We start from the raw sequence: 26958 nt of genomic DNA, 5'->3' as shown, positions 1-26958 counted from the left end.
GGGAAAGACACAAATGACTCAGAGTAATACCAAACCTTTTGCGATTACGCTTGATGTGGGCTCGTCGCTTGCGAACCGCACCGGCTCCTGGCGCACCTTAAAGCCCGTGTACGTTTCGCGTACGCCCCCGTGTAACGCCAAGTGCCCGGCGGGCGAAAAGTGCCAGGCCTGGCTTTTCCTTGCGGAAAACGGGGACTATGAAGCGGCCTGGAAAAAGATCACGGAAGAAAATCCGCTTCCGGCATGCATGGGGCGCGTGTGTTATCACACGTGTGAGACGGCCTGTAACCGCGGAGGGTTGGACGAAAGCGTCGGGATTAATTCCGTTGAGCGCTTCTTAGGCGACAACGCGATTGAAAAGGGCTGGCACTTTACGGTGCCCGCTCAGCACACGGGTAAGCGCGTTTTGGTGGTGGGCGCGGGCCCTGCCGGGCTTTCGGCGGCCTATCATCTGCGGCGTATGGGGCACGATGTGACGGTTTACGAGGGGGCGGAGTTGCCGGGCGGCATGATGCGCTACGGCATCCCCAAGTACCGTCTGCCGCGGCCTATTCTTGATGCCGAAATCGAGCGCATCCGCGCCACGGGCGTCACAATCGTCTGCTCGCGCGAAGTTACGGACCTTGAAAAAGAGCGCCGTGAAGGAAAGTTTGACGCGGTGTTTCTCGCGGTGGGAGCCCACCTTGCACGGCGCTCTTATGTGCCCGCCGGAGACGCCTCGCACGTGATGGACGCGGTGAGCGTACTCAAAGAAGTCGCTGACGATGAAAAGCCCATGCTCGGGCGCCGCGTTGTGGTCTACGGCGGCGGCAACACCGCCATGGACGTCGCGCGCACCATGCGCCGCATGGGCGCCGAGCCCCTCGTTGTCTACCGCAGAACGCGTGATAAGGCACCGGCGCATGACGCCGAAATTGCCGAAGCCATTGAAGAAGGCGTCACGATGAAGTGGCTTTCCACCGTGAAAGAAGCCTCCGAAGGGGAAATCAAGATCGAAAAGATGGTCTTGGACGTTAACGGGAAACCCCAGCCCACGGGTGAATTTGAAACGATTGCCGCCGACAGTCTGGTTTTGGCGCTCGGACAGCAGACCGATCTCGGACTGCTCACGGGCGTTAAGGGCCTCACCGTCGAAAAAGACGAAGTGATCGTGGATCCGGTGACTTTCATGACCGGAGCCGACGGGGTCTTTGCGGGCGGGGACATGATCCCCGGGGACAAAAACGTCACGGCCGCCATCGGCCACGGCAAAAAGGCCGCGAGGAGCATTAACGCGTGGCTCAAGGGTGAGGTGTATCAGCCCGAAAAAGCCGCGCCTCCGGCGTCTTTCGAGAGGCTTCACACCTGGTACTACGCGGATGCTCCGAAGACCGTGCGTCCGATGTTGGACCTCGTGCGCCGCCAGACGACGTTTGACGAAGTGCAGCGGGGTCTGACCGAAGAAAACGCACTGTTTGAAGCGCGCCGCTGCATGAGTTGCGGCAACTGCTTTGAGTGCGACAACTGCTATGGCGTCTGCCCGGATAACGCCGTCATCAAGCTTGGCGCCGGTATGAAGTTTCGCTTTAACTATGAGTACTGCAAGGGCTGCGGTATCTGCGCGAACGAATGCCCGTGCGGTGCGATTGACATGGTAAGCGAAGACGTCTGACCCCGGGCACGGACGTTTGTGAGACCGCCTGAAGGAGACGTCTTTCAGGCGGTTTTTTCGCATATTGAAAGCTTGACTTTTTCTCAGGGCTCTTTAGCCTGAATTTTGCATGAGCGCTGAAAAAACAGCGCTCTTTTTGATTCTTCGGGCATATGTGTGGGTAGTTAGTCCCCCGATTTTGGGCAACGAGAGCCTGTAGAGACACGGCTGAGATGGACAATGCAGGTTTGATGTTGCGCCTGGGGAAATACGGCTTCAATGGCCTGCGTCATACCCTTGAGGCCGTCTGTGACGGCGATCGGGATGCCCTCTACGCCACGGTTTTTCAATTCCGTAAATACCGACGTCCAGAAAGCCGCGCCTTCGTTTTCATGAACCCACATGCCGAGCACATCGCGTCGGCCGTCACAACGTACGCCGAGAGCCAAATGAACCGCCATCTTCTTGATGACGCCGTCCTTACGGATATTGATGCGCAAAGCGTCAAAGAACACCACCGGGTAGACCGAATCCAACGGACGGCCTTGCCATTGCCGTACGTCGTCATTTACCTTTTCCGTCACGGTGCTGATGAATTCGGCACTCACTTCAACGTGGTACTGACTTCTGATGAACTCAGTGATTTCACGGGTAGACAATCCGCGTCCATATAAATCGATGATGGCGTCATCGAAGTCATTGAAATGCCGTGAGTGCTTGGGTACCAGGCGGGGAACATAAGTCCCCTTGCGATCGCGGGGAATCTGGATTTCTAAATCGCCTTTATTGCAGTGAAGCGTTTTCTTGCTGTACCCATTGCGTTTGTTTTCAACGCGCTCAGCCGACGATTCCTCTTCGTTGAGATTATCGTCTTCCTGTGTCAAATGGTGCTCCAGTTCCCCTTGCAGGGCGGCGTTGATGAAGCGTTGGGCTACGATCTTCATCGCTTCGTTGAAATGAGCCTGCGTTAAGGCCGTTAAGCCGCCGGCTTCCATCAGTTGCTCTGCGGCATCGTTCAGAATGGCCTGCTGCTGGTCGGTAAATTTTACGGTGTCGTTTATTTTGGGTGTACGGTGTGCCACGGTGATTCCTTTCGCGCCCTACGGGAGCGCTATTATCGCCTGAATACAAAAAACCTTACATCCCCAAGCTGTCAACAACAATATCAAGCTGATTATTCGGAAAGCCTACGGGTTTCGTAATGTTGAAAATCTCAAGGCAATGGTGCTTTTATGCTGCTCAAATTTGGTGATCCCTTTGCCAAACCATGCTGTCTCCGGAAAGCCCGCATTCCTCCCGGGGCTCAAGCCCCGGGCTTCCTGCGGGAAATTCTGTGAAGAGGGCCTGGTGCAGAATAAAGAGCTGCAGGAAAATCTTGCCGAACTCAAAGCAAACCAGGCCGTGCCCTTGCCGGGAGAGGAAGAGAAGGCGGAAAAACCGGAGAAAGACGAAAAGCCCGAGAAGGCTGAAAAGGCCGAAGAACCGGCGAAAAAAGACGCCGCGTCTTAATCGGTTTCCCCCGTATCGTCACCGACGTACGGGGGTATTTCTTCGGTGTCTTTCACAGCCGCCGCAGCAATGAGCGAAAGGCCCATAAAAAGCGCACAGGCAAAGTAGGGCATGCCCGCCGTAAAAGCAGCGGGGGCGTTTGCGGGAAACATCAGTAACGGCGTGCCGATTGCGGGCGCCACGGCCCCCGTGAGGGAATTGAGTGAACTCACGGCGCCGATCGTTGTGCCCTGATGTTCCGGCGCGGTTCTGCGGCTGATATCCCCGGTGATCATGGGGCCTGCGGCGCCTGAGACCGCGTACAGGCAGCAAAAAAGCGCCGCCACAAAGCCGTTACCGGTGAGTGCCACCACGGCCAAGGCTGCGGTCCCTGCGGCAAGCGCCGTAAAAACGATTTTGCGGGGTGTGAGCCGGATCACAAGGCGCGGCAGGAGCCACCCCTGCACAAAGGAGATGCTCAACCCAAGAGCAAAGACCGAAAGGCCGATTAATAACGGCGTAAAGCCGTAGCGGTACTCGGTGTAAAGCGCCCACGTGCACTGCAAGACGCCGGTCGCAAGGCTTGAAAGCGTGAGAACGGTGACAAGAAGCCGGTTTTGCGGCATCCGGATTAAGGCCCAGACCGCCGCAAAGGGGTTGTTGCGTTTAAGGGAGAGAGGTGCCGTGTCGCGGGTTTTAAGGGATTCCGGCAGGACAAAGGCGCCGTAAAGGAAGTTGGCAAGGCAAATCACGGCCGCGCACATAAAGGGAAAGCGCACATCAAACTGTCCGAGTACGCCCCCGAGAGCGGGCCCCAGCACAAAGCCGATACCGAAAACCGCACCGATTTTCCCAAAGCCTGAAAAGCGCTGAACGCCCACCGTGACGTCGGCGATATAGGCCTGCGCGACCGTCATATTGGCGGAGAGCATCCCGCCCAAAATGCGGCTTCCTAAAATAAACCAGAGCGACGTGGAAAACGCGGGCACCGCAAACATGAGCCCGAGCCCCAGAATGCCGCCCAAGAGCACAGGGCGCCTTCCGATGCGGTCTGAAAGGGCTCCGAGTAACGGTGCACTTAAAAACTGCATCACGCCGTAACTCAACATAATCGCGCCGTACCACGTCGTCTGCAGATCGCGCGTGACGGCAAGCTCTCCGATTAACCGCGGCAGCACCGGCACAATAAGGCCGATACCGAGGGCATCCAAAAAGATGCACACGAGAATAAAGCCGATACGCGGTGTGACGGGCATGGGTTAACGGGACAATGAAGCGGTCGTAATGCGCCTGATGATAAGAGCTTTCGGGATGAAAAGAAAAGCGGACGGAGTTGCCGCGGCCCTGTGTCCCGAACGGTCCCGGAAAACACGCGGAAAGCGCGTATTTTCTAGGTCAGAGTGCCTATTTTGCGCGTTTTTTGTTGATTTTGTCTGTTGTAGTGACGTATTCTCCCGACATTGAAACAATTTTTAAGCACGCAGGTGATCCTGCCGGCAGTTGTTGCAGGTGCGCTCTTGAAAAGGAGGGCCTGCACTCTGACGGCGGGCGGCGTTGGTTTATGCCGGAGACGGTGCACGGGGTGTCAGATTCTCATTCCGCGGCCGGCTTTTTCCCTGAGACGTGCGGTTTTACCTCTGACGGAAAATAAAAATGAGTGAAGTCAACAGAAAAACCCTGATGCACCGCGCCATGCCGCTAATCTTGGGAGGGTCGCTCGTAAAGCAGATCCTCGTTGCTTTGGTGCTCGGTGCCCTCACAGCCTACTTTGCCCCGCAGGCCGCCGTGAGTCTCGGGTTTCTTGGTACCGTGTTTGTCTCGGCCTTAAAGGCTGTGGCGCCGGTTCTGGTGTTTGTGCTCGTGGTGGCCGCTGTCGCGAACCAGGACGTGCACGATGAAACGCATATGCGTCCGATCGTGGTGATTTACCTGGTCGGCACCTTTGCCGCCGCCGTCACAGCGGTTGTGGCAAGTTTCCTTTTCCCGGTCACAATTGAACTTGTGACCGAAGGCGCGAAGGCCTCTGCGCCGGGCGGCATTCTCGAGGTGCTCCGCAACCTCGTGATGAGTATTGTTGATAACCCCGTGCACGCCCTTTTAAACGGCAACTACATCGGCATTCTTGCCTGGGCCCTCGGTATGGGTATCGCCCTTCGAAAGGCTAGTAACCGCTCGCGCGAGATGGTTAACGACATCTCCGACGGCGTGGAATTCATCGTGCGCGTCGTGATCCGCTTTGCGCCTGTCGGTATTTACGGGTTGGTTTCCAACACCTTTGCCACGGCCGGTTTTGCCGCGCTGGTGGGCTATGTGCAGTTGCTCCTCGTTCTCATCGGCTGCATGCTCTTTGTGGCACTGGTCCTGAACCCCCTCATCGTCTGGTTCTGTACGCGCCGCAATCCCTATCCCCTCACTTGGATGACCCTGCGTGAGTCCGGTGTGACCGCGTTCTTTACGCGTTCTTCGGCCGCGAACATCCCGGTGAACCTGAACCTCTGCCGTAAGCTCGGGTTACCGGAAAGCACGTTCGGTGTGTCGATTCCCCTGGGTGCCACGATCAACATGGCCGGTGCCGCCATCACGATTACGGTTTTGGCGTTGGCTGCCTGCCACAGCCTCAACATTCAGGTGGATGTGTTCACTGCTATTCTTCTCTCGGCGGTCGCGGCGCTCTGCGCCTGCGGTGCGGCGGGTGTGCCGGGCGGGTCGCTTATGCTCATCCCCTTGGCCTGCAGCCTCTTTGGCATTGATAACGGTACCGCCATGCAGGTTGTGGCCGTGGGCTTCATTATCGGTGTGCTGCAGGACTCCGCGGAAACGGGCCTCAACTCTTCTTCGGACGTTCTCTTTACGGCGGCAGCCTGCTTAAGAGCCAAGCGCCTGCAGGAAGAAGCGGCCAAAAAGCCTCTGTAACTTGCTGAAGTGTCTCCCCTGACGGGAGGCCGAACCGGCACGGTTTTTCCGAAAATTTTCGGGTGAACGTGCCGGTTTTCTTTTTCTGTCTTAAGACGGCAACGGGGGCGGCGCAGGTACAATCCCGTCCGTCATCGTTGGGGACCCACGGCCCCTCTTTTCGGAGAGCAAATTGGCGCAGACGGCGCAGGACATTCTGGAATCGGTTTTCGGCCTCACGGCGTTTCGCGGCTTTCAAAAAGACGTCATCGAAACGGTGGCCGCGGGCGGCGACGCGCTCGTACTCATGCCCACCGGGGGCGGCAAAAGCCTCTGCTACCAGATTCCGGCGCTGATGCGCTCCGGGATGGCTGTGGTGGTCTCGCCCTTAATTGCGCTCATGGCCGATCAGGTAAGGGCCCTCTCCGACGCCGGAGTCAAAGCCGCCTACCTCAATTCCACGCTTGCCTGGCCCGAGGTTGCCGACATCAAGCGCCGTGCTGCAGCCGGTGACGTCGACATCCTTTACGTTGCGCCCGAGCGATTGGTGCTCGAAAGCACGCTGCAGTTTTTAAGTACGGTTAGGCTTTCGCTTTTTGCAATCGATGAAGCGCACTGCGTGAGTATGTGGGGGCATGATTTTCGCCCGGAATATGCGCAGCTTTCGGTGTTAAGGGAGCGCTGGCCCGAGGTGCCCCGCATTGCGCTAACCGCCACCGCAGACCTCGCGACCCGGGAAGAAATCTGTGAGCGGCTTTTGGTCAATCCCAAACGCTTTGTCGCAAGCTTTGACCGCCCCAACATCCGCTACCGGATTGTCGAAAAAGATCATGCGCAGCACCAGCTCACGCACTTTATTGAAGATGAGCACCGGGGCGAAAGCGGCATTGTCTACTGTCTGTCGCGCGCCAAAGCTGAGAGCACGGCTGAAAAACTCGTGGCCCGCGGGATTAATGCCCGGGCGTATCACGCCGGAATGGACAGTCAGATGCGCCACGACAATCAGGCGTGGTTTATCAATACGCCCGGTGCCGTGATCTGCGCAACGATTGCTTTCGGTATGGGTATTGACAAACCCGACGTGCGGTTTGTCGCACACATCGATATGCCCAAAAGCATTGAAAACTACTTCCAGGAAACGGGGCGGGCGGGCCGCGACGGCAAACCCGCGCAAGCCTGGATGTGCTACGGGCTCGCTGATGTCGTAAACCAGATGCGCTTAATCGAGATGAGTGACGCGGACGATCTCTACAAACGCCGCTCGTCCATTAAGCTTGACGCGATGTTGGCGCTGGCCGAAACCGTGCACTGCCGCAGAAAGCTGCTTCTCAATTATTTCGGCGAAGAAGCGCCGGAGACCTGCGGCAACTGCGACAACTGCCTCGAGCCCCCTGAGATTATCGATGCAACGGTCGCCGCTCAGAAACTCGTGAGCTGCATCTGGCGTTGCAATAAACTGAGCGGCCACACCTTCGGCGCGCGGCATATCGTGGATGTACTGTTGGGTAATCCCACCGAAAAAGTGTTCGCTGAAGGGCATGACAAGCTTTCCACTTTCGGTATCGGCAAAGACTTGGATCCGGATCAGTGGAGGCGTCTTATCCGCCAACTCATTGTCCTGCGCATTCTTACGGTGGATGCGGAGCGCTACAGTGCCCTTGCGCTTGCAGGCGGCCGGGCCTCCGAGCTTCTCAAAGGAAAAATCCGCGTGACGATGCGCAAAAACGGCCTGACGGCAACGAAAGCCAAGTCAGGCCGGCGCGGGAACAAAGAAGAATGGAACCCGTCCGAAGAGACGCGCCTTCTTTTTGAGGCACTGCGTGCCTGGCGGCTAGAAGAGGCCCGCCGGCTCGAGCAGCCTGCGTACTGCATTTTCTGGGATTCGGCGCTCAAAGCAATTGCGCAGGCTAAGCCCGGGACAATCGAAGAGATGCGCCGTATCGACAGGATCGGAAACGGCCGGATCGAAAAATACGGCGAGGCCCTGCTTGAGGTCATCAAAGCCTTTGAAGCCGACGACACCCGCCTGTGATTTACGCCGCTTTCGTAAGAAGCGCGGCGAGTGCCTCACCGTGCGCTTGAGCGCGCGCTTTGATGCCCTTTAAGTCGTCTTCTGTGGAGACGCCTTCGATAAACATCATGCCGCCCGAAAAGACCGGATCGGTGTTTCGCATCCTGCAGTAGTTGGCCGTGAGAAAAAGCGGCGCGCACATAGCCTTGACGGGAGTGCCGTCAATCACGGGGTTCTCAGAAGAAATGTCTTCGCCTGCGGTAAAGGAAAAGACGGCCAGTTTGTCTTTTAACGCCGTGCCGCTCGTGCCGTAGGCAAAGCCGTGGGTGAGCACGTCGTCAAACCACTGTTTGAGAAGCCCCGGCACCGAGAACCCCAATGGAGCGGGAACTGAAAGACGATGATGTCGTGATCGGTGAGAAGCTTGTGCTCAAGCGCGAGGTCAAAGGCGCCGTTACGGCAGCTGTCCGCAATGTTGTGTACGCTAAACAACCCGCGCTTGAAAGCGCGGGGTTTCCTGACACGGTGCAGGCTTTCCCGTAACAGGCAAGGTTTTTGAGGCCTTGTCTGCCCGGGCGTCCCCTGCACCACAGGAACATTTAAAACGCAACCGCTCTACGGCTACGGGCTTCATCAGCTCGATCCGTCGGTTCCGGCGAAGGACTGCTTCGTCTTGCCGATTCGCTGGTTTGTACCGCACTATCGATCCGGCGTTCCCTGAGACTTGTTTGAGCCTCGCAAGCGCTGATTGCTCAGCCTTCAGATCGTAGCTGTCAGTGGCGGGATCCGCAAAATACAGGTTCATGGCGGCCGCAAGGTCGCGGTCCATGTACCAGCCCGTATCTCCCAACTGATGACTTCTCTCCCAAAGAGCCTTCTTACGGTACGTTCCCGTTTCGGGATCGTGCTGACTCGGGCGCAGTTTCCGGGGACTGACCTCCACCACACAACAGCCGGCGCTTTCAGCCTTACTTGTCATCCGGGTTATCAATCCTGCAATACCGCTTTTGCCCAAACTCTTGCCGTATCCGGCTCTCTGAAATGCTATGTATGAGTTCTTCTCCACAATGACGGTGCCGGCCCTGCCGAACACCTGGTTAATCACTTCGCCGTGTAGGCAACGGCGGGTTTGCGCCTGGCGGCGGTACAGATCCGCAAGTTTTGCCTTTGTTGCCTTATAGGTCTTGGATTCCTTCCAGACAATCTTTTTTCCGGCGGCTTTAACGGTGCCGTCCGCGTTGTAGCACTCCCGATTCGTGTCTCTGCGGGAGCGGTCCATGGCACGTAAAAGACGCGCAATCTCCTTTTCCTGAGAGACAGTGCCCGCGCTCACCAAAATCTTTTGCTGCCACTCGGGGCTGTAAAAAGTCATGGTCCGCGGGCCCGGGTCAACAGCCACCTTGAGATCCTTGGGAGCATAAACGTGCTTGACGGGCGGTACGCCTTCGACAATGAGCTGAACAAAGTAGCGCATACGGCCGCGGATCATCCGCCGGACAAGACGGCAGTATTTGACACGCTTAAAGCCGGACGGATCTGTTGCTGAAAGAAGAGCTTCTTTCTGCCAGGCATCCGGGGCTTCAGCCTTTATCACCAGATCCAGAACCTCGAGCGTCCACGTCTTAGCCTTCCAACGCAACCCTGTTTTGTTTGATTTTCCCTCAACGCTGTGCAAGCCCCGTTTAGCACTCTTAAACCGCGGCTGACCGCCCTGATGAAGCAGCCAGCGCTCAATGCCCTGCCAGACACGTGTGGCAATTTTCTGCGCTTCGTTGATGCCGATGCGCTTTGTAAAGCCGCCCTTGGCACGGTGCTCTTTCACGACATCATGCAGGGCATACTCGGAAAGGCGAGCGGACTTCTGAATTTCCTTAAACCGCTTGTTACGGTCTTTGCCCTTGGGCATCGCGGCCGTGAGCTTTCATGCTTCAGTGCTTTTCATGGCGCGCACGCGTTTCTTTGCTGTTCCAAGAACAGCATTGAAGAGCTGGCGTGCATCGGAGAAGTAGGTCTCCAGTGCACTTTCCTGATCCTCTCCGGTTTTCAGGCCCAGCTCGATGACAAAGGACGGGGTGCGCGATTTCATCGCGGCTGAATATACCTTAAGCGAAAACTATGTGCATGGTTTGGCTGCGTTTGGGCCAAGATTAAAAAAATTTCGAAAGCCCGCATTCCTCCCGGGGCTCAAGCCCCGGGCTTCCTGCGGGAAATTCAGTGATCTCAGGGAGGCGCCGCGTGACTTCTGCGATGATGGCGTTGTTCGCGACAGACTTTGCGGGATTCGGGTGGGCGTTAATGAGCAGAATCTTGGACATTTCTGTTTTTTGGGTTGTGTTTGTAATGGAACGTATTGTGCCTTGTTCCAAGGTTTTGCCGCCGCCTGATCTTGGCAAAAGTGTCTGCGTTTCTGCCGGAATTCAAAATATTACTATGAGTAATATTTTCAAAATGTTCGTTATAGTGATAAACAGAGTTTTCGGAAAGAGGTTATCCGTATGCCGCAGCCCGTTATTGTTCGCCTCCCGAACCAGATGTCCGTGCTTTTGAGGGCGCGGAGAAAGTACCTGAGAATTACTCAAAAAGATGTTGCTTTCAGGTTGGGTATCACGCAGCCTCGGGTTTCCTACCTTGAACATCACCCGCAGGCAATCAGTCTTGAGCAGCTGATGCGCTGGCTTTGGCTGCTCGACATAGATTTGGCGCTTTGGCCGCGCGAGAGGCAAGAACACGTGGAGACGGAGCGGTGAGTGTCAAGTGAGCTTTCGCCGATTTTGTTCCTAAAAAGTAGGTTGTAGTCTGAGCTCGGTGAAGGCTTTGCCCTCTCGGCCACCGCACGAGCATGTACTGGGGTGCGCATCTCAGGACCTGCTACGACCTGCAGATGGCTGACGTGAGAACCCGCGCCTTTGTGTCCTACTTCTTTGACGCGCGTGACAAAGAAGACTACGAGCAGGCTCAGGGCACGGCGTCTGCCACCCGCTTTGACTACGACGGCTTAAACGGCCACCGTATCCAGATCGGTGGCTTTGCCGAATACGCGCTTTCTGACGCCTTCCGCCCCTATGTGGGTCTTACCTTCGAACAGATTCTTTCTGCTGAAGCCAAGGGCAGCGCAACGGACGCTCAGGAAAGCCTTGCTCTCCGGGGCTCCGACATGGAAGGTAGCACCGGTATTGTTTCTCTCGGCTGGACCACAGGTAACGCGGACGGATTCTCCTTTGAAGCCGGTCTTAACGGCTGCTTCGGCGAACGGCGCGGTGTGACCGGTCAGGTGCAGGCGAACCGGAGGTTCTGACCGACAATTTCTCCTTGATCAAACTCTGAAATACACTCGGTTCGGGCACACGGGGCACATAAAACCTGTGTGCCCGAATTGTTTCTGTTGTGTCGCGGCGTTACGCCGGGCGTTGCGGCGGCTGTGATTTCGTAGAATCAGCAAAGAGATACCGCAAGGACACGCGATGGCAGAACCCGCTCAGAAAAACAGCAACAGCAGCAGAGACGCTCAGTGCGCAGCAGGCGGCTTTTGCACGGCGCTTTCAGTGGTTTTTCGTCCGTTGGTGTGGCTCATTAAAGGACTCCTTTCCGTGCTGGCCGCCGTCTCTCACGTGCGGGATTTTCTTGTCTTTGTTGCCCAAGTGAGTTCTCTGCCGGTCCGGATGGCCGTCTACTGCGGGATGAGTGCCGTCATCGTGTTTTTCTTCTGGACGGCGGTGAAGTGGGGCCTGACGGCCGCGGGCATTCTTTAACCACGGATGAAAATCGTCCTTCCATGGAAAAAGAGCTCTGACTTCACAAAAAATCAGAGCTCTTTGACTGCCGGCACAAAGACCGGTACAGGCAGCGGTTACTTGATGATGCCGCAGGCCATGCGGGCGCCGCCACCGCCGAGCTTGGCGGGATGGTCGTGGTAGTTGTCTCCGCCCACATGAATCATGAGAGAGTGGCCCTTCAATTCATTAACGCTCTTGAGTTTCGGGGCAAGAACCGGTGTCACAGCCGTGCCGTCCGCGGCAACAAAGAGACCGGGAAGGTCACCCTTGTGGCCGTTCTTATCCCACGGGAAGGAGTGCACGCCCTTCTTTTCCGGATCCCAGTGGCCGCCCGCCTTCATCCCAAGACCGTCGTCCGTCATGCCGCAGTCCGGATTTTGGTGCACGTGAAAGCCGTGCATGCCGGGGGTGAGGCCTTTCAAATTCGGGTAAAGCGCCACACCGAAGGGGGTGTTTACAGCCACCACGCGGCCCACGGCGGTGTTGCCGTCTTTGCCGAGAAGGTCAATGTTGATCACAACCTTTTCCTTGGCCGTCATCGGGTCGTAGAGCTTGGTCTGATCAGCGTCAGCAAGCGCTGCGGTTGAGGCCGCAAGTGCCGAGCAGAGCGCGAGTGTCTTGAGTGCGTTTTTCATTGTTTTTCCTCATTTGTCTTCGCAGTACCGGAACTTCCGGCGGGGAGGCAGCTGCACTGCTTTTCTTGAAAAAATTAAAACAGAGGAAACTGAAATGAAACTTAAAAAAAGCGGAGACAATGGCGGATATTGGCTGAGCCGATCGGCCGCAAACCCAGTCTCATCAAGCCTTGGATGGGGGTTCGTCCGTGATGCGGGACCCTTAAGGTATCAATGTGTAAGATGCAGAAAAAAGATCAATCTGCGATCCGGATGTATTCGCCGAAAAATCCCGCCGCGGTTAAAAAACCGGGCGGGCAAAAAGAGGAGAAAGTGACGGCGGGGCCCCTTGAGAGCCCCGGGGGTTTCTTACTGGTTAAAGGCCTTCTTCACATCAACCGGAAGCGCGCGGTAACCCATCGTGCTCTTTAACTGAATTTCAACAGAAGGTTCCTTAGCACCCCACTTGAATTCATTGATGATGGGGTTAGGCGCCTCCGTGGCGAAGTTCTTGAAGTTAAGACCGGCGGTCGCGGAGTACACAAAGACCGAGTTCTTGTCCTTTTCGTACTGCGTCACAGAGGTAATCGGGCTGTACCACTCAAAGCCGCGGTCCTTGCCGTATTCCCAGACCTGCTGAATCGTCATCTTCTTCTGATCGATCTTGTAGATGACGGCACGGCTGTACTTCATTTCAGGAAGCGGCGGCTGCTCCATGCCGCGGGCGTCACCGTTGTCAAACACCGAGAGATAGAAGGTGTTCTTGTCCGACATCTCGTCGATACGCCAGCCGGTGTGCTGAGTCCACGTCCAGTCAAAGCCCTGTTCGCATTTGCTGCCTTCGCACTTAATGGGATTACCCTTGGCGTCAACCGGTGTCAGAAGCTTATCCTGATAAGGTTTCTTCCAGCCTTCATGGGATGCCACGATCCACTTCACCTTCTTGTCGCGGCCGATCTTCACAAGCGCTGACTGATGGCGGGAAGAAATAATGATGGAGTCGTCGCTCGGGTCGTAGTCAACGGAATTGACGTGCGCCCAGTTGCGGCCCGCACCCACACCCGCGATATCGCCGAAGTTGTTGTTCTTATCCATCGCAACGAGTTCTTCCGCGGAAAGCGTCTTACCTTCCTTCGTGGCGTCAATATTTAAGCATACGGCACCCTGGTCCATCGCCTTAATGATGTTGTCGCGGTAGGGATCGAGAATCTCAAAGAGACGGAATTCATCGACGGCGTTACCGTCCTTGTCGACTTCCAGAATCACGTCGCGCACGGTGTGCACGCGCTTACCGTCGGGGCGCCGGTAGTCAGCTGAGGAAACACGCAGGAAGTAGTGGCCGTTTTGTGCGGGATCCATGGCGTGCGAGAAGTCCGCGTAACCCGCAGGAAGCCTGCGGTTAAAGACTTCGCGGCCGAGAAGGTCGTACTTGGCGTAGCGCTGGCCGTAGCCGAAGGTAAGCATCCCGTCCGCGGTCTGATGAAAGCCCATCATGATGCCCGCCTTGTAGATATTTTCCGGGTCGTAAATGGGATCGACGTACATGTACCAGCGGACTTCGCCCTTGGTGTCAATGATGGCGTTTTGCGGATAGTAGTTCCATTCGAGAGCGCCGCCCATCGGGTTATTCCAGACGACACGGGCGAGTTTCCCGCCCGTGGAAAGGAAGTTATTGATGAAGTAGAGGCGGTCGGAGAATTCCGGCGCGACCTTCTTTACTTCGGTCTCAAACATATTCTTGTGTTGCGCCTGAGAGCCGTTGATTTCGGTGTAGACCGCGGGAGCGTAGGTGCGGTAGACCTCTTTTTCAACGCGCTTCGTTTTCTTGCCGTCAACAATGGTGTAGGAGACTTCGATGGTGTTCACGTAGTCCGGATACAGACCGAAAACGGGAATGCCGGCGTGGGTGCGAAGCGCCGTGTCGCTTACGTGATACTTGATTTCCTGACCGCCCTTTTTGGGAACGATGCGCACCGTGGCGTCCTTTAAAACATAGCCGCCGTTTTTAATGACGGCTGTCAAGGGCGCAATTTTGTAGGGGTTGCCGATCAGTTCGCCGATCTGGCCCTGGGTGACATAGTGCACCGTGGGGCCGCTCGAACCCCCGCCCGCGAGCGTAACGGCGGGTGCGAGAAAGGCAGCTGAAACAAGCGCTGCAGCGGCTTTAACGGAAAAGGACATACGGGACATGGGTTGTCTCCTCATGAGTCTTTCTTTGGTGATGTGCGTGGGCTTAATGCCTGGGTGTTAGGTTAGATATCGCCCTGATACTCTGCTATTGTGAATTTCCGCGTCCGAACAATCAGAATCGGAATTGGCCCGTTTCTTCCATGAAAAAAGAGAATCTTGACCGCGAGGCGCTTTTGCTCCTGAAAGCCCTTGTTGAAACCCAAAACCTCGTGCGCGCGGCGCAGTCGCTTGACATGCCCGCAGCAACCGCTTCAAGAACGCTCGCAAGACTCAGAGATCTTTTCGGCGACACGCTCTTTACCCGCTGTGCCGGGGGCCTTACGCCCACCGCGCGGGCCCTGGAACTCGCGGCAAAAGCACAGGCTGTGCTCTCTGACATGGAAAAGCTTCTGGAACCCGCCGTTTTTGATCCGGCAAGCCTCAAGCGGAGTTTCCGGATTGCCTGTGTGGATCACGGGGTTTTCTTTGTGGCGCCCGCCGCGGCACAGACGGCGCGGCTGGCGCCGGGCGTGGAACTTGAGATTGTGGAATTTGCCAATAACTGGGCTTCCGACCTTCAAAACGGAGAGCTTGATTTTGCGATTTCCCCGGTGGATGAGATCCCCGCGGACTGCATGAGTCTCACGCTCGAGCACTGCCGTTCGGTTCTTTTGATGAGGAAAGATCATCCCCTGGCGTTGGTCTGCCGCGCAGCGGGCAAAGGCCCGAGCCTTGAAGACATTCTGAAGTTTCGTTTTGTGGAGCTTGTCTTTCGGCCGACGTGGCTCTACCGGCGCATGATGACCATGGGGCCTGAAGCCTGGCGTGAGCGCTCGGTTGCCGTCAGGACTCCGTACTTTTTCAGTGCCGTTGAGATGGTGAAGCATTCGGACCTTCTTTTGAAGGCTTCCGAAATGCTTGCTGACACCGTTTTGCCCGGAGGGTCCCTGGCCGCGGTGCCGGTTCCTGACGTCCTGCACGCCGACTTTGAACCCAAACTCATCTGGAACCGGCGTACGCACACGGACCCGGCAGCGCAGTGGCTGAGGTCCCTCATTGCCGGATCCGTCAGCCACAAAACGTCATAAGCCATGCACGCGATCGATATCACAGTCCGGGAAGTCACTGAACGCAAGGACAAACTCATTGCTGAACTCACCGCCCTTTGGGAGGCTTCCGTAAGAGCCACTCATACCTTCCTGACGCCCGAAGGCATCGCCGAAATCAGGGGCTTTGTGCCGCAGGCTTTCCGGGCCGTGGCGCATTTGGTTGTCGCAGAACGCTGGGGCCGCGTGCTCGGGTGGCGCCGTCCTTATTCTGACGGAACCCCATCATGATGCCGGCACGGTAGATGTCGTTGTTGTAGATCGAAGAAGGCTCCATGTACCAGCGGATTTCGCCCTTGGTGTCATAGATCGCGTTTAAGGGATAGCGGTTCCATTCCAGAGCCCCGCCCATGGGGTTGTTCCACACCGCGCGGGTGGAATCCGGTGTTGCCGCGATCATGTTGTTCACAAGGTAGAGGCGGTCGGAAAAGGCCGGATCCATTTTTTTGACTTCGGCCTTGGGGAAAGCCGAGTCAACGCCCGCGTAGCCCGCCGTGCGGAGGTTTGCGGGGCCCGCGTAGATGCGGTACTTCTCGTTGGTGACCTTTTCGCTCTTGCCGTTCGCGAACTTCGTGTAGGAGACTTCAACGGTGTTGCGGTAGTCGGGATAAAGACCGAAAACCGGAATGCCGCCGTGGGTGCGCACCTGGGTGTCGCTCACCTTGTACTTGATTTCCTGGCCGCCCTGCTTTGGGACGATGTGCACAGTGACGTCGGTTAAGGTGTAGCCGCCGTTACGGATCACGGCTGTTAAGGGCGCAATGCCGTAAGGATTCATGTTCACCGCGCCGATTTTGCCGGTGGTGGGATAGGTGACGTGGGGGCTTGAGGCGCCGCCGATAGCAAAGGCACCGGAACTCACGGTTAAGGCCGCAACGGCACAGGCCGCGCTCAGAAATGTCTTTTTGACCTGCATGGAGATTGTATCCTTTGGTTGGAAGTGAAGTGCTTTAAAGCCGCCAGACCGGGGAAAGGGAAATCGGTCGGATCAGCGCGCCTTAAATGTTGAAAACGAGTCTAAAAGTGAGTGCCCGGCGTTACTATCGAGAGATACGGCATCACTCTTGCAAAAAATGACGAACCAACTTTTAGAAAATGAAAAGCTCGGGGCCTTAACGCTTGAAGACCTCGTCTTTTTCGTGACGCTCGGCGAGGAGCTCTCGCTCTCGGAAACCGCCAAACGCTGCTCGCTGAGCCTTTCAGGCGCCTCGCGCACGATGAAAAAACTCCGGGAGGTTTTTGACGACAAACTCTTTCTGCGCTCGATGCCGGATTCGATCGCCACAGAGCGCGCTCTGGAGCTCTATCCCTTGGTGAGCGACATCGTGGAAAGGGCCGGGGCGCTTACGCACTCCGCCGTGTTTGATCCCGTGAAACTTACGAAGACCTTCCGGATCGGAGCGGTGGATAACGCGCTTTTTGCGGTGATGCCGGAAGTGGTGAAGGCGTTTTTCAAGGAGGCCCCGCACGCAAGGCTTGAGGTCGCGCAGGTGGGCTCCAACCTTCTGGCTGAACTTGAAAACGGGCATCTCGATTGTGCTGTGTTCCCTTCAACGCTCACGCTGCCGCACGGCTACGGGTCTTTGCGGCTTTATCCCGTGAAGTACGCGCTCTGTGTGAGAGAAGGCCATCCGCTTCAAGCGCTTTATGAAGAAAAAGGGAAGGTGACGACAGACGACATCGCAAAGTACCGCAAAGTGAGAATCTCCAACGAGTCCGCTTCACAGACCTCGTTTTATTCGTTGGACGAGCGCATCTACCTCGGGGAAGCCGTGCAGGACTGCGCGGTGGTGGTGCCGTACTTTCTGTCGGTGTCGACGATTCTGCAGGAAACAGATTTCACCGCAACGCTTCCGATGCAGACAGCGCTCAGAATGCAGCAGACGATTAAAAGCCCCTCGAAGGTTATTACGCATTCCGGTGTGACCGTTGTGCTCGTAAAAAACCGCCCATACAACAATTGGTTGCTGAGCGGCTATCGGAACGAGACAACGGGTGACACCGTGCCGGCCTTTGACGTCCACGGAGCTACTGACTCTCGCCCTACACCTGGCCGAACGAGAGGAGGAGCCGTTGCTGATTCCTATGAGACAATTTTAGGGGCCACGGTTCTCACCGTCAAACGTTCCGAAGACGGTTCTATCCAAGGTGTTTTCGATCCGGCAAGCGGTAAGTCTTACCTTATTGTGGTGATTCCGGCCGAAGTTCCTTTGGACAACACCAAGGGGAGGGAGTTCTTTTACACGCAGTTGATCTGGCACGAGCGCGTCGCGCGCGATCCGGCCATGCAGTGGTTCAGAGGGCTTTTTGCGGCCTACGCCACAGCTCAGCAGGAGTGACGGGCTAACGCCGGACAAAATGTTCCTGCCGGGGTGGGTCAGGTTTTATGTCGTTTTTGGGATCAGCTTCTGTGTCGCTTGACAGGTTGAGACGAAAAAAACACAGGCAGGAAAGGCAAAAACAGGGGATCGGACGGTACGGCTGAGGTTTTAAAGCAGAAAAACGTGCGGCGCCGGTCCGGACTGGGCCCGGCGGCCCGAAAAAATTATTTGCTTGTTGTCTTCCGGCTGCCCCGACTCAAAAAAGAGTCCGCCGTCTTTCGTCTTTTTGTCATGGATCCGTCAGAGCCCTGCCATTGGGCTGACACAGCAGCATCGCACAATGCAGCACACACAGGCAGAAGATCCCAATACAACCGGTGTGCCGCCGAAAGGACAACGCCTCTGCCCGCTGCCGCGGTGTTTCGGCACGGCGTATCCGGTTTAAGCATCAAACCCAAAAAATGAAACGTCGTCTTTTTATCCAGTCTGCGCTCGGCGCCTTCTTTATTCCCGCGGCCGGTGAACTTTTTGCCAAAACGCCGGTAATTGCCGATATTGAATTACCGAAGCCTGAAAACGTGATCTCCAAGTTCGGTTTTGTGACCGATGTGCACTACGTGGTGGCCCCGACGCGCCTCATTCCCAAAGAAGACTCGGTGCGCGTCTACCGGGATTCGCTTGCAAAACTCCGTCAGGCCATCGATCTCTTTATCGGCCAGAACCTCGACTTTGCGATTGAACTCGGTGACTTTAAGGACTGTAATGACACGGCACCCGTGAAGGCACGATTGCCTACCTTCAGACCGTGGAAGCGGAATTCCGGCGCTTTAACGGGCCACGCTACCACGTGGCCGGTAACCACGACTTCGACAAGATTACCTACGGCGACTTTGTTTCAAACATCACAAACCACGGTGACGCCAACGGCCGGATGTACTACAGCTTTGTGTCGGGCGGCGTGAAGTACATTGTGCTTGATGCCTGCTACAACAACGCCGAGGGTGAACACTACGCGCTCGGCAAATTTGACTGGACAAAGGCCGTGGTGCCCGACACCGAAGTTGCGTGGCTTAAAAAGGAGTTGGCTTTCGGCAAGGAACCCGTGATTGTCTTTACGCACCAGCTGCTCAACTACTGGGACGTCAATCCCGTGCCGCAGAACTTCATCATTTATAACAGCCGCGAGATTGTAGAGATGCTTGAAAAAAGCGGGCGCGTTCTGGCGGTTCTCTCGGGCCACTACCACAAGGGTTACTACAGCCGCAGAAACGGCATTCACTACGTGGTGAACCAAGGCATGGTGGAGCGGCCGCTCCCGCACAATGTGCTCGGCATCGTGAGCGTGGACCGCGATCACAATGTGTACGTTCAGGGTATTTACGACGAGAGAAGTCACGTCTGCAAAAAGGCCTGAGCGGGCTGAGTGCGGCTGATGTGCTGCGCACACGGGCACTTACGCTTTAGCGCGTGATTATCAAAAAAGAGGCGGCTTCGGCCGCTTTTTTCATTTTTTGAATAATCGTGTTTCGGTTTGCGGATGTTGCTCGCTGTAATCGTCAATTTCGCAAAACGGGTCCTGCACCTAAACTGCCCGTACATAAAAGCACACAGCGTAAGCCTGTGTGCGGTAACCGACATACTTCAAAGGATAAGCACATCATGCAGCGCAGAACTCTCGTGGCCGCCGCGGCCGCTTTCGGACTGACTTCCACAGCACTTTCGGCCTTCGCCGCCGAAAAGGGCACCCAGTATGTGGTGCTCGATAAACCGCTCCCGAACGCCGAAGGCACGCTCATTAAGGTCTTCTCCTACGACTGCCCGTTCTGCTACAAGTACGACGTGGGCGTTGATCCGCGGGTGCTGCCGCGCATCGAAAAAGAGGTGGGCTTGAAATTTAAGCCGATGCACCTCGAAACCAAGGGAACCTACGGCCGCTGTGCGAGCGTGTTTCTTGCGATGTGCATGCTCCGGGACGAAAAAGCCGGTGTTTCCATTGAAGACAAGAATTCGCTCTTTAAGAAAGCCAAGGACGCGATCTACAATGCCTACCACCGTAAGCAGGAGCGGTGGACGGCCGGCGAATCGGCGTTTTTGAAGACCATGACCGACGCCACGGGCCTCACCGCCGCCGACTACGAAGCCGCGAAAAAGGATGCTGCCGTGACGGCCTTGGCCGACAGCTGGAAGGTCACCTATGACGTCGCGAAGATCCAGGGCATTCCCGCTTACGTTGTCAACGGCAAGTACCTGATTATGACCAAGAGCATCCGTAACTTTGACGGCATGGTCTCGCTTGTGAAAGAACTCGCGGCCATGAAGTAAGCCGGTGACGTCAGGGAGAACAACTATGCAATGGACAGGGCGCTTTAAGGCCGATCCCGTCGGAGAAATTGCCCGCTGGTCAGACATGCGCTGGCCGTGGTTACTCATTATCTTTTTAAGCTGCGCCCTCGTTGTGATTGCGCACAACGTGTTTCAGGTGTGGCTCTATATGAAACCCTGCGAGCAGTGCGTTTACATCCGCTTCGGGTTCCTGGTGGTTGCTTTGGGTGCTCTGATTACCGTCATTAATCCCAAAAACCTCATCCTGAAGCTCGTCGGGCTCGTGGTGAGTGTTTACGGGGCGGTCTACGGCCTCATGTGCTCCTTTAAGCTCTCGGCCATTCATCACGCGATTCACGGTGACGATATGGAGGCGGTCTTCGGGATGCAGGGGTGTTCTCTGGAACCGAAGTATCCCTTCGGGCTTCCGTTGGAAAAGTGGGCGCCGGACTGGTTTTTGCCCACCGGTGACTGCGGCTACGACACGGCGGTGGTGCCTGACGGTACGGTGCTTTCTTCCGCGCAGCAGTTTTTGATCAACATGTATAACAGCGCCGACAGCTGGTATCTGATTCCGGCCTGGAAGTTCATGAGCATGGCGCAGTGCTGCATCCTCGCTTTCGGTGTGGCGCTCGTGATGGTCGTGGTTTTAACGGGTTCTTCGTTCTGGAAACGCTTTAAGGCCTGAAGACCGCATTACGGACGTAAAGCTTCTCAGCGCCGCTTTCCTTTGCCGGGAGCGGCGTTTTTGTCGCCGGCTGATGCGTAATCTGTCAAATCTAACGTTAGAAACGTTAGATTAGGCCGTTTTTTGTCAGATTAGGCGTTAGAAAAACCAGCCGTGACCGGTTTGTGAAATGGGTCGGATCATTGTGAAAGAGATCGGGCAGCGTGGTAAAGACGCAGTCTCGCGGTAATGCCTCAAAAGTGCTCAGGCGCCGCCGTTACATTTGGCTGTATCCTTTCCGGACTTGTGTCGTAAGGAACTTTTCATGACCAACAAAACGCCGGGTGACAAAACGCTGCTCACGCACGCAGGGCGCCCTTTTAATCCGGCTTTTCCGTACGTCAATCCCCCGGTGGTGAGAGCTTCCACCGTGCTTTTTGAGTCCGTGCACCGCATGCACGAGTGCGAAGCGCACCGCAATGCCGGCATCAAGGACTCCCCCACTTACGGGATCTGGGGCACACCCACGCATGAAGCGTTTTATGAGGCCTTAAAAGCCCTTGAGGGCCCTGAAGCCGTCGGCGCCTGGGCGTTTTCAACGGGGCTTGCGGCCTGCACAGTGCCTCTGATGGCTTTTGTGAGCGCCGGAGACCATGCGCTCTTTGCCGACACGGTCTACGGCCCCACGCGCGACTTTGCCGAAAACGTGCTCACGCGCTTTGGGGTGGAGGTGGAGTTTTACGAACCCAGAATCGGCGCCGGGATTGAAAAGCTCATCCGCGCAAACACCAAACTCGTGATGATGGAAACGGTGGGTACGCACAGTTTTGAGCTGCAGGACGTGCCCGCGATTGCCGCCGTGTGCCGTAAGCACAACGTCATATCCGTCATTGACAACACGTGGGCAACGCCTCTGTACTTTAAGCCCCTGGATCACGGCGTTGACATGGTTATCCACGCAGCAACGAAGTACATTGCGGGGGCTTCTGACCTGATGATGGGCGTGGTGATCTGCAACAAAAAAGCCTGGAAGCCCGTCTTTCAGCTTGTGGCCGACACCGGTCAGGCAACGCCTTCGGACGACGTTTATCTCGCGTACCGGGGACTGCACAGCATGGCCGCGCGCATGAAGGCCGCGGAAGATGGCGCCGCTCAGGTTATCGCCTGGTTTAAGGCGCAGCCTGAAGTCGAAGCCATTCTCTGGCCCGCAGACTCCGATAACCCCGACTATGCGCTCTGGAAGCGGGACTATAAGGGAGCGTCACCCCTGTTCGGTGTGCGCCTTAAGCCCGAGTGGGCGGGGAAACTGGAACCCATGGTGGACGCCTTAAAACTCATCGGCCGCGGGTACTCCTGGGGCGGCTACGAGAGTCTTCTCGTGATGAGTTACGGAAAGCGCACGACCGGGAAGGTTCCCTTTGACCGGATGATCCGCATGGCGGTGGGCCTGGAAGATCCGGCGGATCTCATTGCAGATCTCGAGCAGGCGTTTGCAGCGTTAAGGAACCACTGATTTCCAACGGCCGCAGAACACGTAAGCCGCTGTGTCGGGTGACTGACAGAGCGGCTTTTGCTCTTCTCAGAGGATTTTCGCGGGAGCGGGTTTGCGCCGACTATTACCAACTTATCCGCGGTTATCCGAGAAATCCATAAAAACCCCGGCAAACCCGCTGAATTCCGTGCTGATTTCCATTGAGCTGTCGGTCAGTCAGGCGAACTTTGCGGTTTTTCTTTGCTTCCGCTATATTGTTCGCATGCGAACAAATAAACATACACCGTCACCGGCCCAAGAGCTGCCGCGAAAGATCGCCCGTCTGCATGCTTTGACGCGCGCCCGTATCGAAGCGCTTTTGGCCCAACACGGCATCACCGATATTGAGCCCTGCCACGGGGATATTTTTACGGTGCTTTTTGCCGAGAAGAGCCTGCCGCTTACGGAACTCGCGGCAAAAACGCACCGCTGCAAGTCAACGGTTTCGGTGATGGTGGGGCGCCTGGTGAAAGCAGGGTGGCTTCAAAAAACAGCTGATCCCGAGGATGCGAGGCGCATAACGGTCGCTTTAACCGAGAAGGGCCGAAAGATTGAGGGCATTTTTGAAGCGGTGTCTGAGGCGCTTATCAAAGACCTTTCCGCCGGTTTTACCGAAGAAGAGCTTCGGGTCTTCGAGGGGCTCATGGACCGGATGTCGGGTAACTTTTCCTGAAAACCAATTTTTTTCTTTAACTACATTGTCTGCGGTCATTTTGTTCGCAGACGAACAATTTAGGAGACCATCAAAGTGACAAACAACAACTTTGCACTGCTGCACACGGGTGATGCAGCCCGTCAGGAACTGCATGACGCGCTGGGACTTACGGGCTGCGAGGTGTCGGTGAATACGCTGCCCGCGGGCGCCGGCATTCCTTTTGTGCACGCGCACACCAAAAACGAAGAGGTTTACGGCGTGTTGACCGGAAGCGGTGAACTCTGGCTTGACGGGGAGACGCATCCCGTCATGAAGGGCGATTGGTTTCGGATTTCGCCTGCCGGTAAACGCGCTTTAAAAGCGGGAGCGGAAGGCATGAGCTACATCTGCATTCAGGCTAAGGCCGGAAGTCTTGAGGGCTTTACTGCTACGGACGGCGTGCTTTGCGAGGAAAAGGCTCTCTGGATGAAGTAAGGCCGGGTGAGGTTAAGAGCGGGGAGCCTGGATGCTCCCCGTTTTTGTCAGACCTCAACCGTGGTAAACGCAAAGCGCGTCACATCAAAAAGTCCCATATCGGTGAGCCTGACGGCCGGAATGACGGGTAAGGCGGTAAAAGCCATCGTCATCACCGGGTCAATGCCTTCGGCAAAGTCAAAAAGAGAACGCAGTTTCGCGTAAAACGCCGCTTGTTTTTCAATAAAGACTTCGGCTGTCTCCGTTGTCATGAGACCGGCAACGGGAAGCGCAAGCAGCGCTTCAACGTGCCCCTTTTTCACCAAAACCATGCCGCCTCCGGTACAGCGAAGTGCTTCAGCCGCCGTGAGCATATCCGCATCGCTGCCGCCCGCGATGATGAGGTTGTGGCTGTCGTGGGCGACGGTGACCGCAACGGCGCCGTCCATGCGTGCATCTTCCCGGATGTAACCCGAAAGGATTGCAAGACCGCGGTTTCCTGTGGCGTGATGCCGTTCAATGACGGCAAGCTTCACCAGGCCCGGATTGCGGGCGGCGTCAAAAAGGCCGTCTGAGGTCACCACGGGTCGGATGTCTTCTTCGGTGAGAAGATCGTTTGGCACAAGCCGGATCACACGCGCCTGCCTGCCGGTGAGCGGGAGTGCAAAGGTCTTTTCTGAGAGCGGCCCGGTATTGACGCGCGAGAGCACGGTGTTGGGAATTGTTTTGACGGGGGCTTTCCAAATGATCTGGCCCTCTTGTGCGGCAAGGCGGCCTTTTAAAAACACGTCCGTTACGTTGAAGTCCGTGAGGTTGTCGACCACCGCAAGATCAGCGCGCCAGCCCGGTGCCACGGCTCCGACTTCTTTCAGACCGTAGTGCCGTGCGGCGTTAATCGTTGCCATACGTACGGCTTCCATGGCGGGAAGTCCTTCCTCAACCGCGATTCTGAGGTGCTTTTGCATGTGCCCGCGTGCCTTGACGTCGCAGGCGTGCGCGTCGTCGTTACAGAAAAGGCAGGATGCGGCGTTCTCCGGCGTGACGGCTTTCAGTAGCGTTCTGAGCGTGCGTGCTGAAGACCCTTCGCGCAAGTTAACGGCCATGCCGCAGGCAATGCGCTCTCTTACCTCCTCAGGCGTGGAGCACTCGTGATCGCTTGTGATGCCGGCCGCGGCAAAGCGTTGCAGATTAATGCCTTTGACGCCCGGCGCGTGACCGTCCACAGGCCGCCCCAAAGACCGGGCAAGCGCAATCTTTTTGAGTAGTTTTTCGTCGCCTGCCAACACCCCGGGAACGTTCATGACTTCGGCCAAGCCCAGTACCGCGGGATCGTTAAAAAAGGGGGCAAGATCGTCGGCTTCAAGCACGGCGCCTGCGTGCTCAAAGGGCGTTGCAGGTACGCAGGAAGGCAGCATGAAGCGGATGTCAAGCGGGCAGCCTTCGGCGTTTTCGATCATGAAACGGATGCCCTCGGTTCCCAGTACATTGGCAATCTCATGGGGATCGGCAACGACGGTCCCCGTGCCTTCCGGGACAACGAGATCGCTGAAATGCGCCGGCGTGAGCATCGAGCTTTCGATATGCACGTGCGAGTCAATAAACGCAGGAAGAATGGTTTTTCCGGTGAGATCGACGATTTCTCTGGCTTTGACGCTGCCCGTGGGAACAAGACCCGTGATGCGGTCACCAGTTATGAGCACGTCGACTCCCGTAAGCCACACGCCGTTAAAAACATCGGCCGCGACGGCCCCGGTGAGACAAAGATCCGGCAAGCCGGCGGCAAGGCGCGCTTGGAGGTTGCGGACGGCGGGGGTGAGGGTGTCGGGCATGGCGGAGTCCTTGGGGAGGCCGGGGCGGACGCCGGCGGATGGTTTTTTTGCTGGTGTGGTAGAGGTTGTCGCCTTAAAAACAGGCGGCTGCCGATGCTGATGAGAGTATATGCAGTCTGAGCCTCAACTGACGCAGGCCTGACCGATAAAAAGCGCAAACCGTGAAGCAGTTCCCGAAAGCGCCCGGGGAAGTAAATGGGGGATTGACAGGCACGGCGTTAAACCCGTGCCTGTCCGGATCGGTTAAATGCCGTTGATGCGGTTGATGAAGCGCGCAAAGACGCCCCAGCCGATGGGAAGCGATACTTCGTCCTGAATGCAGAAGTCAGAACGGTGATGCCCGTGATGGTTGCAGCCGTAGTAGCAGAACGCGGCTTTGCCGCCGTGCTCCTGCACGCGGCGGATGAGCATCGTGCAGTCTTCGCTGCCGATCTTGGCGTTCATGTCGACAACGGACTTCACGCCCGGAACTTCCGCAGCGCAGGCTTTCAGAAGTTCCACCGCTTCCTCGTCGCCCTTATACGTCACGGCTTCGCCCATCCGGGTGAGTTGGGCTCTGACGCCGTAGACCTGGGCAAGCCCGGCGACTGTCTGCTCAACGTTTTTGGCCATGTAGTCGTTGATTTCTGTTGTTTCACCGCGCACTTCAAGCTGCATGTAGGCGTGATCGGCCACAATGTTGCGGCCCGTGCCGGAGATGAGCTTTCCGATCTGAACGCGCGTGATGCCCTGGCTGTGACCGGGGAGACTGCCGAGCGACATGCAAAGGGCCGCGGCGCACATGAGAGCGCTTTTACCTTTTTCCGGAGAGCCGGCCGCAGCCGCCGTACCGAAGAGTTCCAGATCAAACTTGGTGGTGGCAAGGTACCCGAAGTGCGATACGCCGACTTCACCCAAGGGAGCGGAGCACCCGATATGGCCGCCCGCAAACCAGTCGACATCATCGACGATGCCCTTGGCTGCCATCGCTGCGGCCCCTCTTACGCCTTCTTCCGCAGGCTGAAAGAGAATCTTCACGGTTCCTTTGAGCTGATCGCGGTTTTCGGAAATCCAGCGCGCAAGCGCCAGGCCGACAGCCGTGTGGCTGTCGTGGCCGCAGGCGTGCGAAAAACCCTTGTATTCGGAGCGGTAGTGTCCCTGGTTGGCTTCGTGTTCGGGAGCTTCGGTCTCTTCAATGGGCAGCGAATCGATGTCAAAGCGCAGCGCCGTAACCGGCCCCGGACGTCCCGTCTCACAAACGGCCATTGCGCCCGTGTAGCCTTTAAGTGACGCGATGAAGTCTTCCGGTACGCCGTGCGAGGCGGCCCGCTTTTGGGCGGCTTCAACAAGAGCCGGATTGCGGCCCATGACGGCAGCTGCTTATGACTGCCGTTATGTTTATCTAATCATATATCTAATTGTTATCTCATCACATGATATTTAAATACTTGTATTAAACAGTTTTGTATGTTGATATAATGCAATAAATATATTGTGATTATCTAATCATAATGTTGT

General features: G+C 56.5%; 26 protein-coding genes and 1 pseudogene. 16 read left to right on the top strand and 11 right to left on the bottom strand.

The window, feature by feature from the left end; all coding sequences use genetic code 11:
• Positions 1 to 13: 13 nt before the first annotated feature.
• Positions 14 to 1651, top strand: a complete 1638-nt coding sequence (locus NXF97_RS05975; protein WP_274955471.1) for an NAD(P)-binding protein — start codon at positions 14 to 16, stop codon at positions 1649 to 1651.
• 194 nt (positions 1652 to 1845) lie between these two features.
• Here the strand turns inward: NXF97_RS05975 and NXF97_RS05970 are convergent.
• A pseudogene (locus tag NXF97_RS05970) lies at positions 1846 to 2691 on the bottom strand (IS256 family transposase); the annotation flags it as partial.
• 286 nt (positions 2692 to 2977) lie between these two features.
• On the opposite strand from NXF97_RS05970, the gene NXF97_RS05965 reads away from it, so the two are divergent.
• Positions 2978 to 3139 carry a hypothetical protein gene (locus NXF97_RS05965; RefSeq protein WP_022372369.1) on the top strand — a complete coding sequence of 54 codons (162 nt, stop codon included), beginning with the start codon at positions 2978 to 2980 and terminating at the stop codon, positions 3137 to 3139.
• On the opposite strand, the gene NXF97_RS05960 is transcribed toward NXF97_RS05965, so the two are convergent.
• Positions 3136 to 4374 carry an MFS transporter gene (locus NXF97_RS05960; RefSeq protein ID WP_274955469.1) on the bottom strand — a complete coding sequence of 413 codons (1239 nt, stop codon included), beginning with the start codon at positions 4372 to 4374 and terminating at the stop codon, positions 3136 to 3138. The genes NXF97_RS05965 and NXF97_RS05960 overlap by 4 nt on opposite strands.
• Before the next feature lie 397 nt (positions 4375 to 4771).
• Between NXF97_RS05960 and sstT the strand changes: the two genes are divergently transcribed.
• Together sstT and recQ are read left to right on the top strand one after the other, a co-directional pair.
• The gene (sstT, locus tag NXF97_RS05955; protein ID WP_022372367.1) at positions 4772 to 6031 is read left to right on the top strand and encodes a serine/threonine transporter SstT; all 1260 of its coding nucleotides are present in this window, start codon (positions 4772 to 4774) and stop codon (positions 6029 to 6031) included.
• A 172-nt stretch (positions 6032 to 6203) separates the two neighbouring features.
• Positions 6204 to 8042, top strand: coding sequence for a DNA helicase RecQ (gene recQ / locus NXF97_RS05950; RefSeq protein WP_022372366.1), 1839 nt, complete (start codon positions 6204 to 6206; stop codon positions 8040 to 8042).
• Position 8043: 1 nt separating this feature from the next.
• On the opposite strand, the gene NXF97_RS05945 is transcribed toward recQ, so the two are convergent.
• The 4 genes from NXF97_RS05945 to NXF97_RS05930 form a co-directional block, all read right to left on the bottom strand.
• Positions 8044 to 8388, bottom strand: coding sequence for an NAD(P)H-dependent oxidoreductase (locus tag NXF97_RS05945; RefSeq protein ID WP_274955468.1), 345 nt, complete (start codon positions 8386 to 8388; stop codon positions 8044 to 8046).
• 117 nt (positions 8389 to 8505) lie between these two features.
• Positions 8506 to 9927 (bottom strand): zinc ribbon domain-containing protein, encoded by a 1422-nt coding sequence (locus NXF97_RS05940; RefSeq protein ID WP_274955467.1) that lies wholly within the window; start codon positions 9925 to 9927, stop codon positions 8506 to 8508.
• Between the two features lie 15 nt (positions 9928 to 9942).
• Positions 9943 to 10107: a hypothetical protein gene (locus NXF97_RS05935; protein WP_154666311.1), complete on the bottom strand. Its 165-nt coding sequence runs from the start codon at positions 10105 to 10107 to the stop codon at positions 9943 to 9945.
• 61 nt (positions 10108 to 10168) lie between these two features.
• Positions 10169 to 10336 (bottom strand): hypothetical protein, encoded by a 168-nt coding sequence (locus NXF97_RS05930; RefSeq protein WP_274955466.1) that lies wholly within the window; start codon positions 10334 to 10336, stop codon positions 10169 to 10171.
• 180 nt (positions 10337 to 10516) lie between these two features.
• Here NXF97_RS05930 and NXF97_RS05925 point away from each other — a divergent pair, with 180 nt between their 5' ends.
• The 3 genes from NXF97_RS05925 to NXF97_RS05915 all read left to right on the top strand — a co-directional run bounded on the left by NXF97_RS05925 (position 10517) and on the right by NXF97_RS05915 (position 11770).
• On the top strand, positions 10517 to 10768 hold the full coding sequence (locus NXF97_RS05925) for a helix-turn-helix domain-containing protein (protein WP_274955465.1): 252 nt from the start codon (positions 10517 to 10519) through the stop codon (positions 10766 to 10768).
• Between the two features lie 92 nt (positions 10769 to 10860).
• Complete coding sequence (locus NXF97_RS05920) at positions 10861 to 11316, top strand: hypothetical protein (RefSeq protein WP_274955464.1); 456 nt, start codon at positions 10861 to 10863, stop codon at positions 11314 to 11316.
• Positions 11317 to 11482: 166 nt separating this feature from the next.
• Entirely contained in the window at positions 11483 to 11770 is a 288-nt protein-coding gene (locus tag NXF97_RS05915; protein WP_074009581.1) for a hypothetical protein, read from the top strand.
• A 98-nt stretch (positions 11771 to 11868) separates the two neighbouring features.
• Here the strand turns inward: NXF97_RS05915 and NXF97_RS05910 are convergent, their stop codons facing one another.
• Together NXF97_RS05910 and NXF97_RS05905 are read right to left on the bottom strand one after the other, a co-directional pair.
• Positions 11869 to 12429, bottom strand: coding sequence for a superoxide dismutase family protein (locus tag NXF97_RS05910; protein ID WP_074009582.1), 561 nt, complete (start codon positions 12427 to 12429; stop codon positions 11869 to 11871).
• A 348-nt stretch (positions 12430 to 12777) separates the two neighbouring features.
• Complete coding sequence (locus NXF97_RS05905; RefSeq protein ID WP_418928521.1) at positions 12778 to 14589, bottom strand: aryl-sulfate sulfotransferase; 1812 nt, start codon at positions 14587 to 14589, stop codon at positions 12778 to 12780.
• A gap of 149 nt (positions 14590 to 14738) precedes the next feature.
• Between NXF97_RS05905 and NXF97_RS05900 the strand changes: the two genes are divergently transcribed.
• Entirely contained in the window at positions 14739 to 15665 is a 927-nt protein-coding gene (locus NXF97_RS05900) for a LysR family transcriptional regulator (RefSeq protein ID WP_274955462.1), read from the top strand.
• Positions 15666 to 15801: 136 nt separating this feature from the next.
• Here NXF97_RS05900 and NXF97_RS05895 read toward each other — a convergent pair whose 3' ends face one another.
• The gene (locus NXF97_RS05895; protein WP_274955461.1) at positions 15802 to 16599 is read right to left on the bottom strand and encodes an aryl-sulfate sulfotransferase N-terminal domain-containing protein; all 798 of its coding nucleotides are present in this window, start codon (positions 16597 to 16599) and stop codon (positions 15802 to 15804) included.
• Positions 16600 to 16756: 157 nt separating this feature from the next.
• On the opposite strand from NXF97_RS05895, the gene NXF97_RS05890 reads away from it, so the two are divergent.
• From NXF97_RS05890 to NXF97_RS05855, 8 genes are all read left to right on the top strand, one after another.
• Positions 16757 to 18022, top strand: a complete 1266-nt coding sequence (locus NXF97_RS05890; RefSeq protein WP_274955460.1) for a LysR family transcriptional regulator — start codon at positions 16757 to 16759, stop codon at positions 18020 to 18022.
• Between the two features lie 443 nt (positions 18023 to 18465).
• Positions 18466 to 18966: a hypothetical protein gene (locus NXF97_RS05885; RefSeq protein WP_274955459.1), complete on the top strand. Its 501-nt coding sequence runs from the start codon at positions 18466 to 18468 to the stop codon at positions 18964 to 18966.
• On the top strand, positions 18852 to 19418 hold the full coding sequence (locus tag NXF97_RS05880) for a metallophosphoesterase family protein (protein WP_274956727.1): 567 nt from the start codon (positions 18852 to 18854) through the stop codon (positions 19416 to 19418). The genes NXF97_RS05885 and NXF97_RS05880 overlap by 115 nt, the downstream gene beginning before the upstream one ends.
• A gap of 245 nt (positions 19419 to 19663) precedes the next feature.
• A complete protein-coding gene (locus tag NXF97_RS05875) occupies positions 19664 to 20326 on the top strand; it encodes a thiol:disulfide interchange protein DsbA/DsbL (RefSeq protein ID WP_074009588.1) in 663 nt (220 codons plus the stop codon).
• 25 nt (positions 20327 to 20351) lie between these two features.
• Complete coding sequence (dsbI, locus tag NXF97_RS05870) at positions 20352 to 21014, top strand: protein-disulfide oxidoreductase DsbI (RefSeq protein ID WP_022372387.1); 663 nt, start codon at positions 20352 to 20354, stop codon at positions 21012 to 21014.
• Positions 21015 to 21318: 304 nt separating this feature from the next.
• On the top strand, positions 21319 to 22506 hold the full coding sequence (gene metC / locus NXF97_RS05865) for a cystathionine beta-lyase (protein ID WP_274955458.1): 1188 nt from the start codon (positions 21319 to 21321) through the stop codon (positions 22504 to 22506).
• A 241-nt stretch (positions 22507 to 22747) separates the two neighbouring features.
• Positions 22748 to 23197 carry a MarR family winged helix-turn-helix transcriptional regulator gene (locus NXF97_RS05860; protein ID WP_143183112.1) on the top strand — a complete coding sequence of 150 codons (450 nt, stop codon included), beginning with the start codon at positions 22748 to 22750 and terminating at the stop codon, positions 23195 to 23197.
• Positions 23198 to 23272: 75 nt separating this feature from the next.
• Complete coding sequence (locus NXF97_RS05855) at positions 23273 to 23653, top strand: cupin domain-containing protein (protein WP_274955457.1); 381 nt, start codon at positions 23273 to 23275, stop codon at positions 23651 to 23653.
• Between the two features lie 47 nt (positions 23654 to 23700).
• On the opposite strand, the gene ade is transcribed toward NXF97_RS05855, so the two are convergent.
• Together ade and NXF97_RS05845 are read right to left on the bottom strand one after the other, a co-directional pair.
• On the bottom strand, positions 23701 to 25461 hold the full coding sequence (ade, locus tag NXF97_RS05850) for an adenine deaminase (RefSeq protein ID WP_274955456.1): 1761 nt from the start codon (positions 25459 to 25461) through the stop codon (positions 23701 to 23703).
• A 243-nt stretch (positions 25462 to 25704) separates the two neighbouring features.
• Positions 25705 to 26808, bottom strand: a complete 1104-nt coding sequence (locus NXF97_RS05845; RefSeq protein ID WP_274955455.1) for an amidohydrolase — start codon at positions 26806 to 26808, stop codon at positions 25705 to 25707.
• Positions 26809 to 26958: the final 150 nt, after the last annotated feature.

Origin of the sequence: Duodenibacillus massiliensis (assembly GCF_928721995.1) — a bacterium.
GTDB lineage: Bacteria > Pseudomonadota > Gammaproteobacteria > Burkholderiales > Burkholderiaceae_F > Duodenibacillus > Duodenibacillus massiliensis.
The sequence above is the reverse complement of the archived record's forward strand: the minus strand, read 5'-3'. Positions and strand labels throughout refer to the sequence as shown.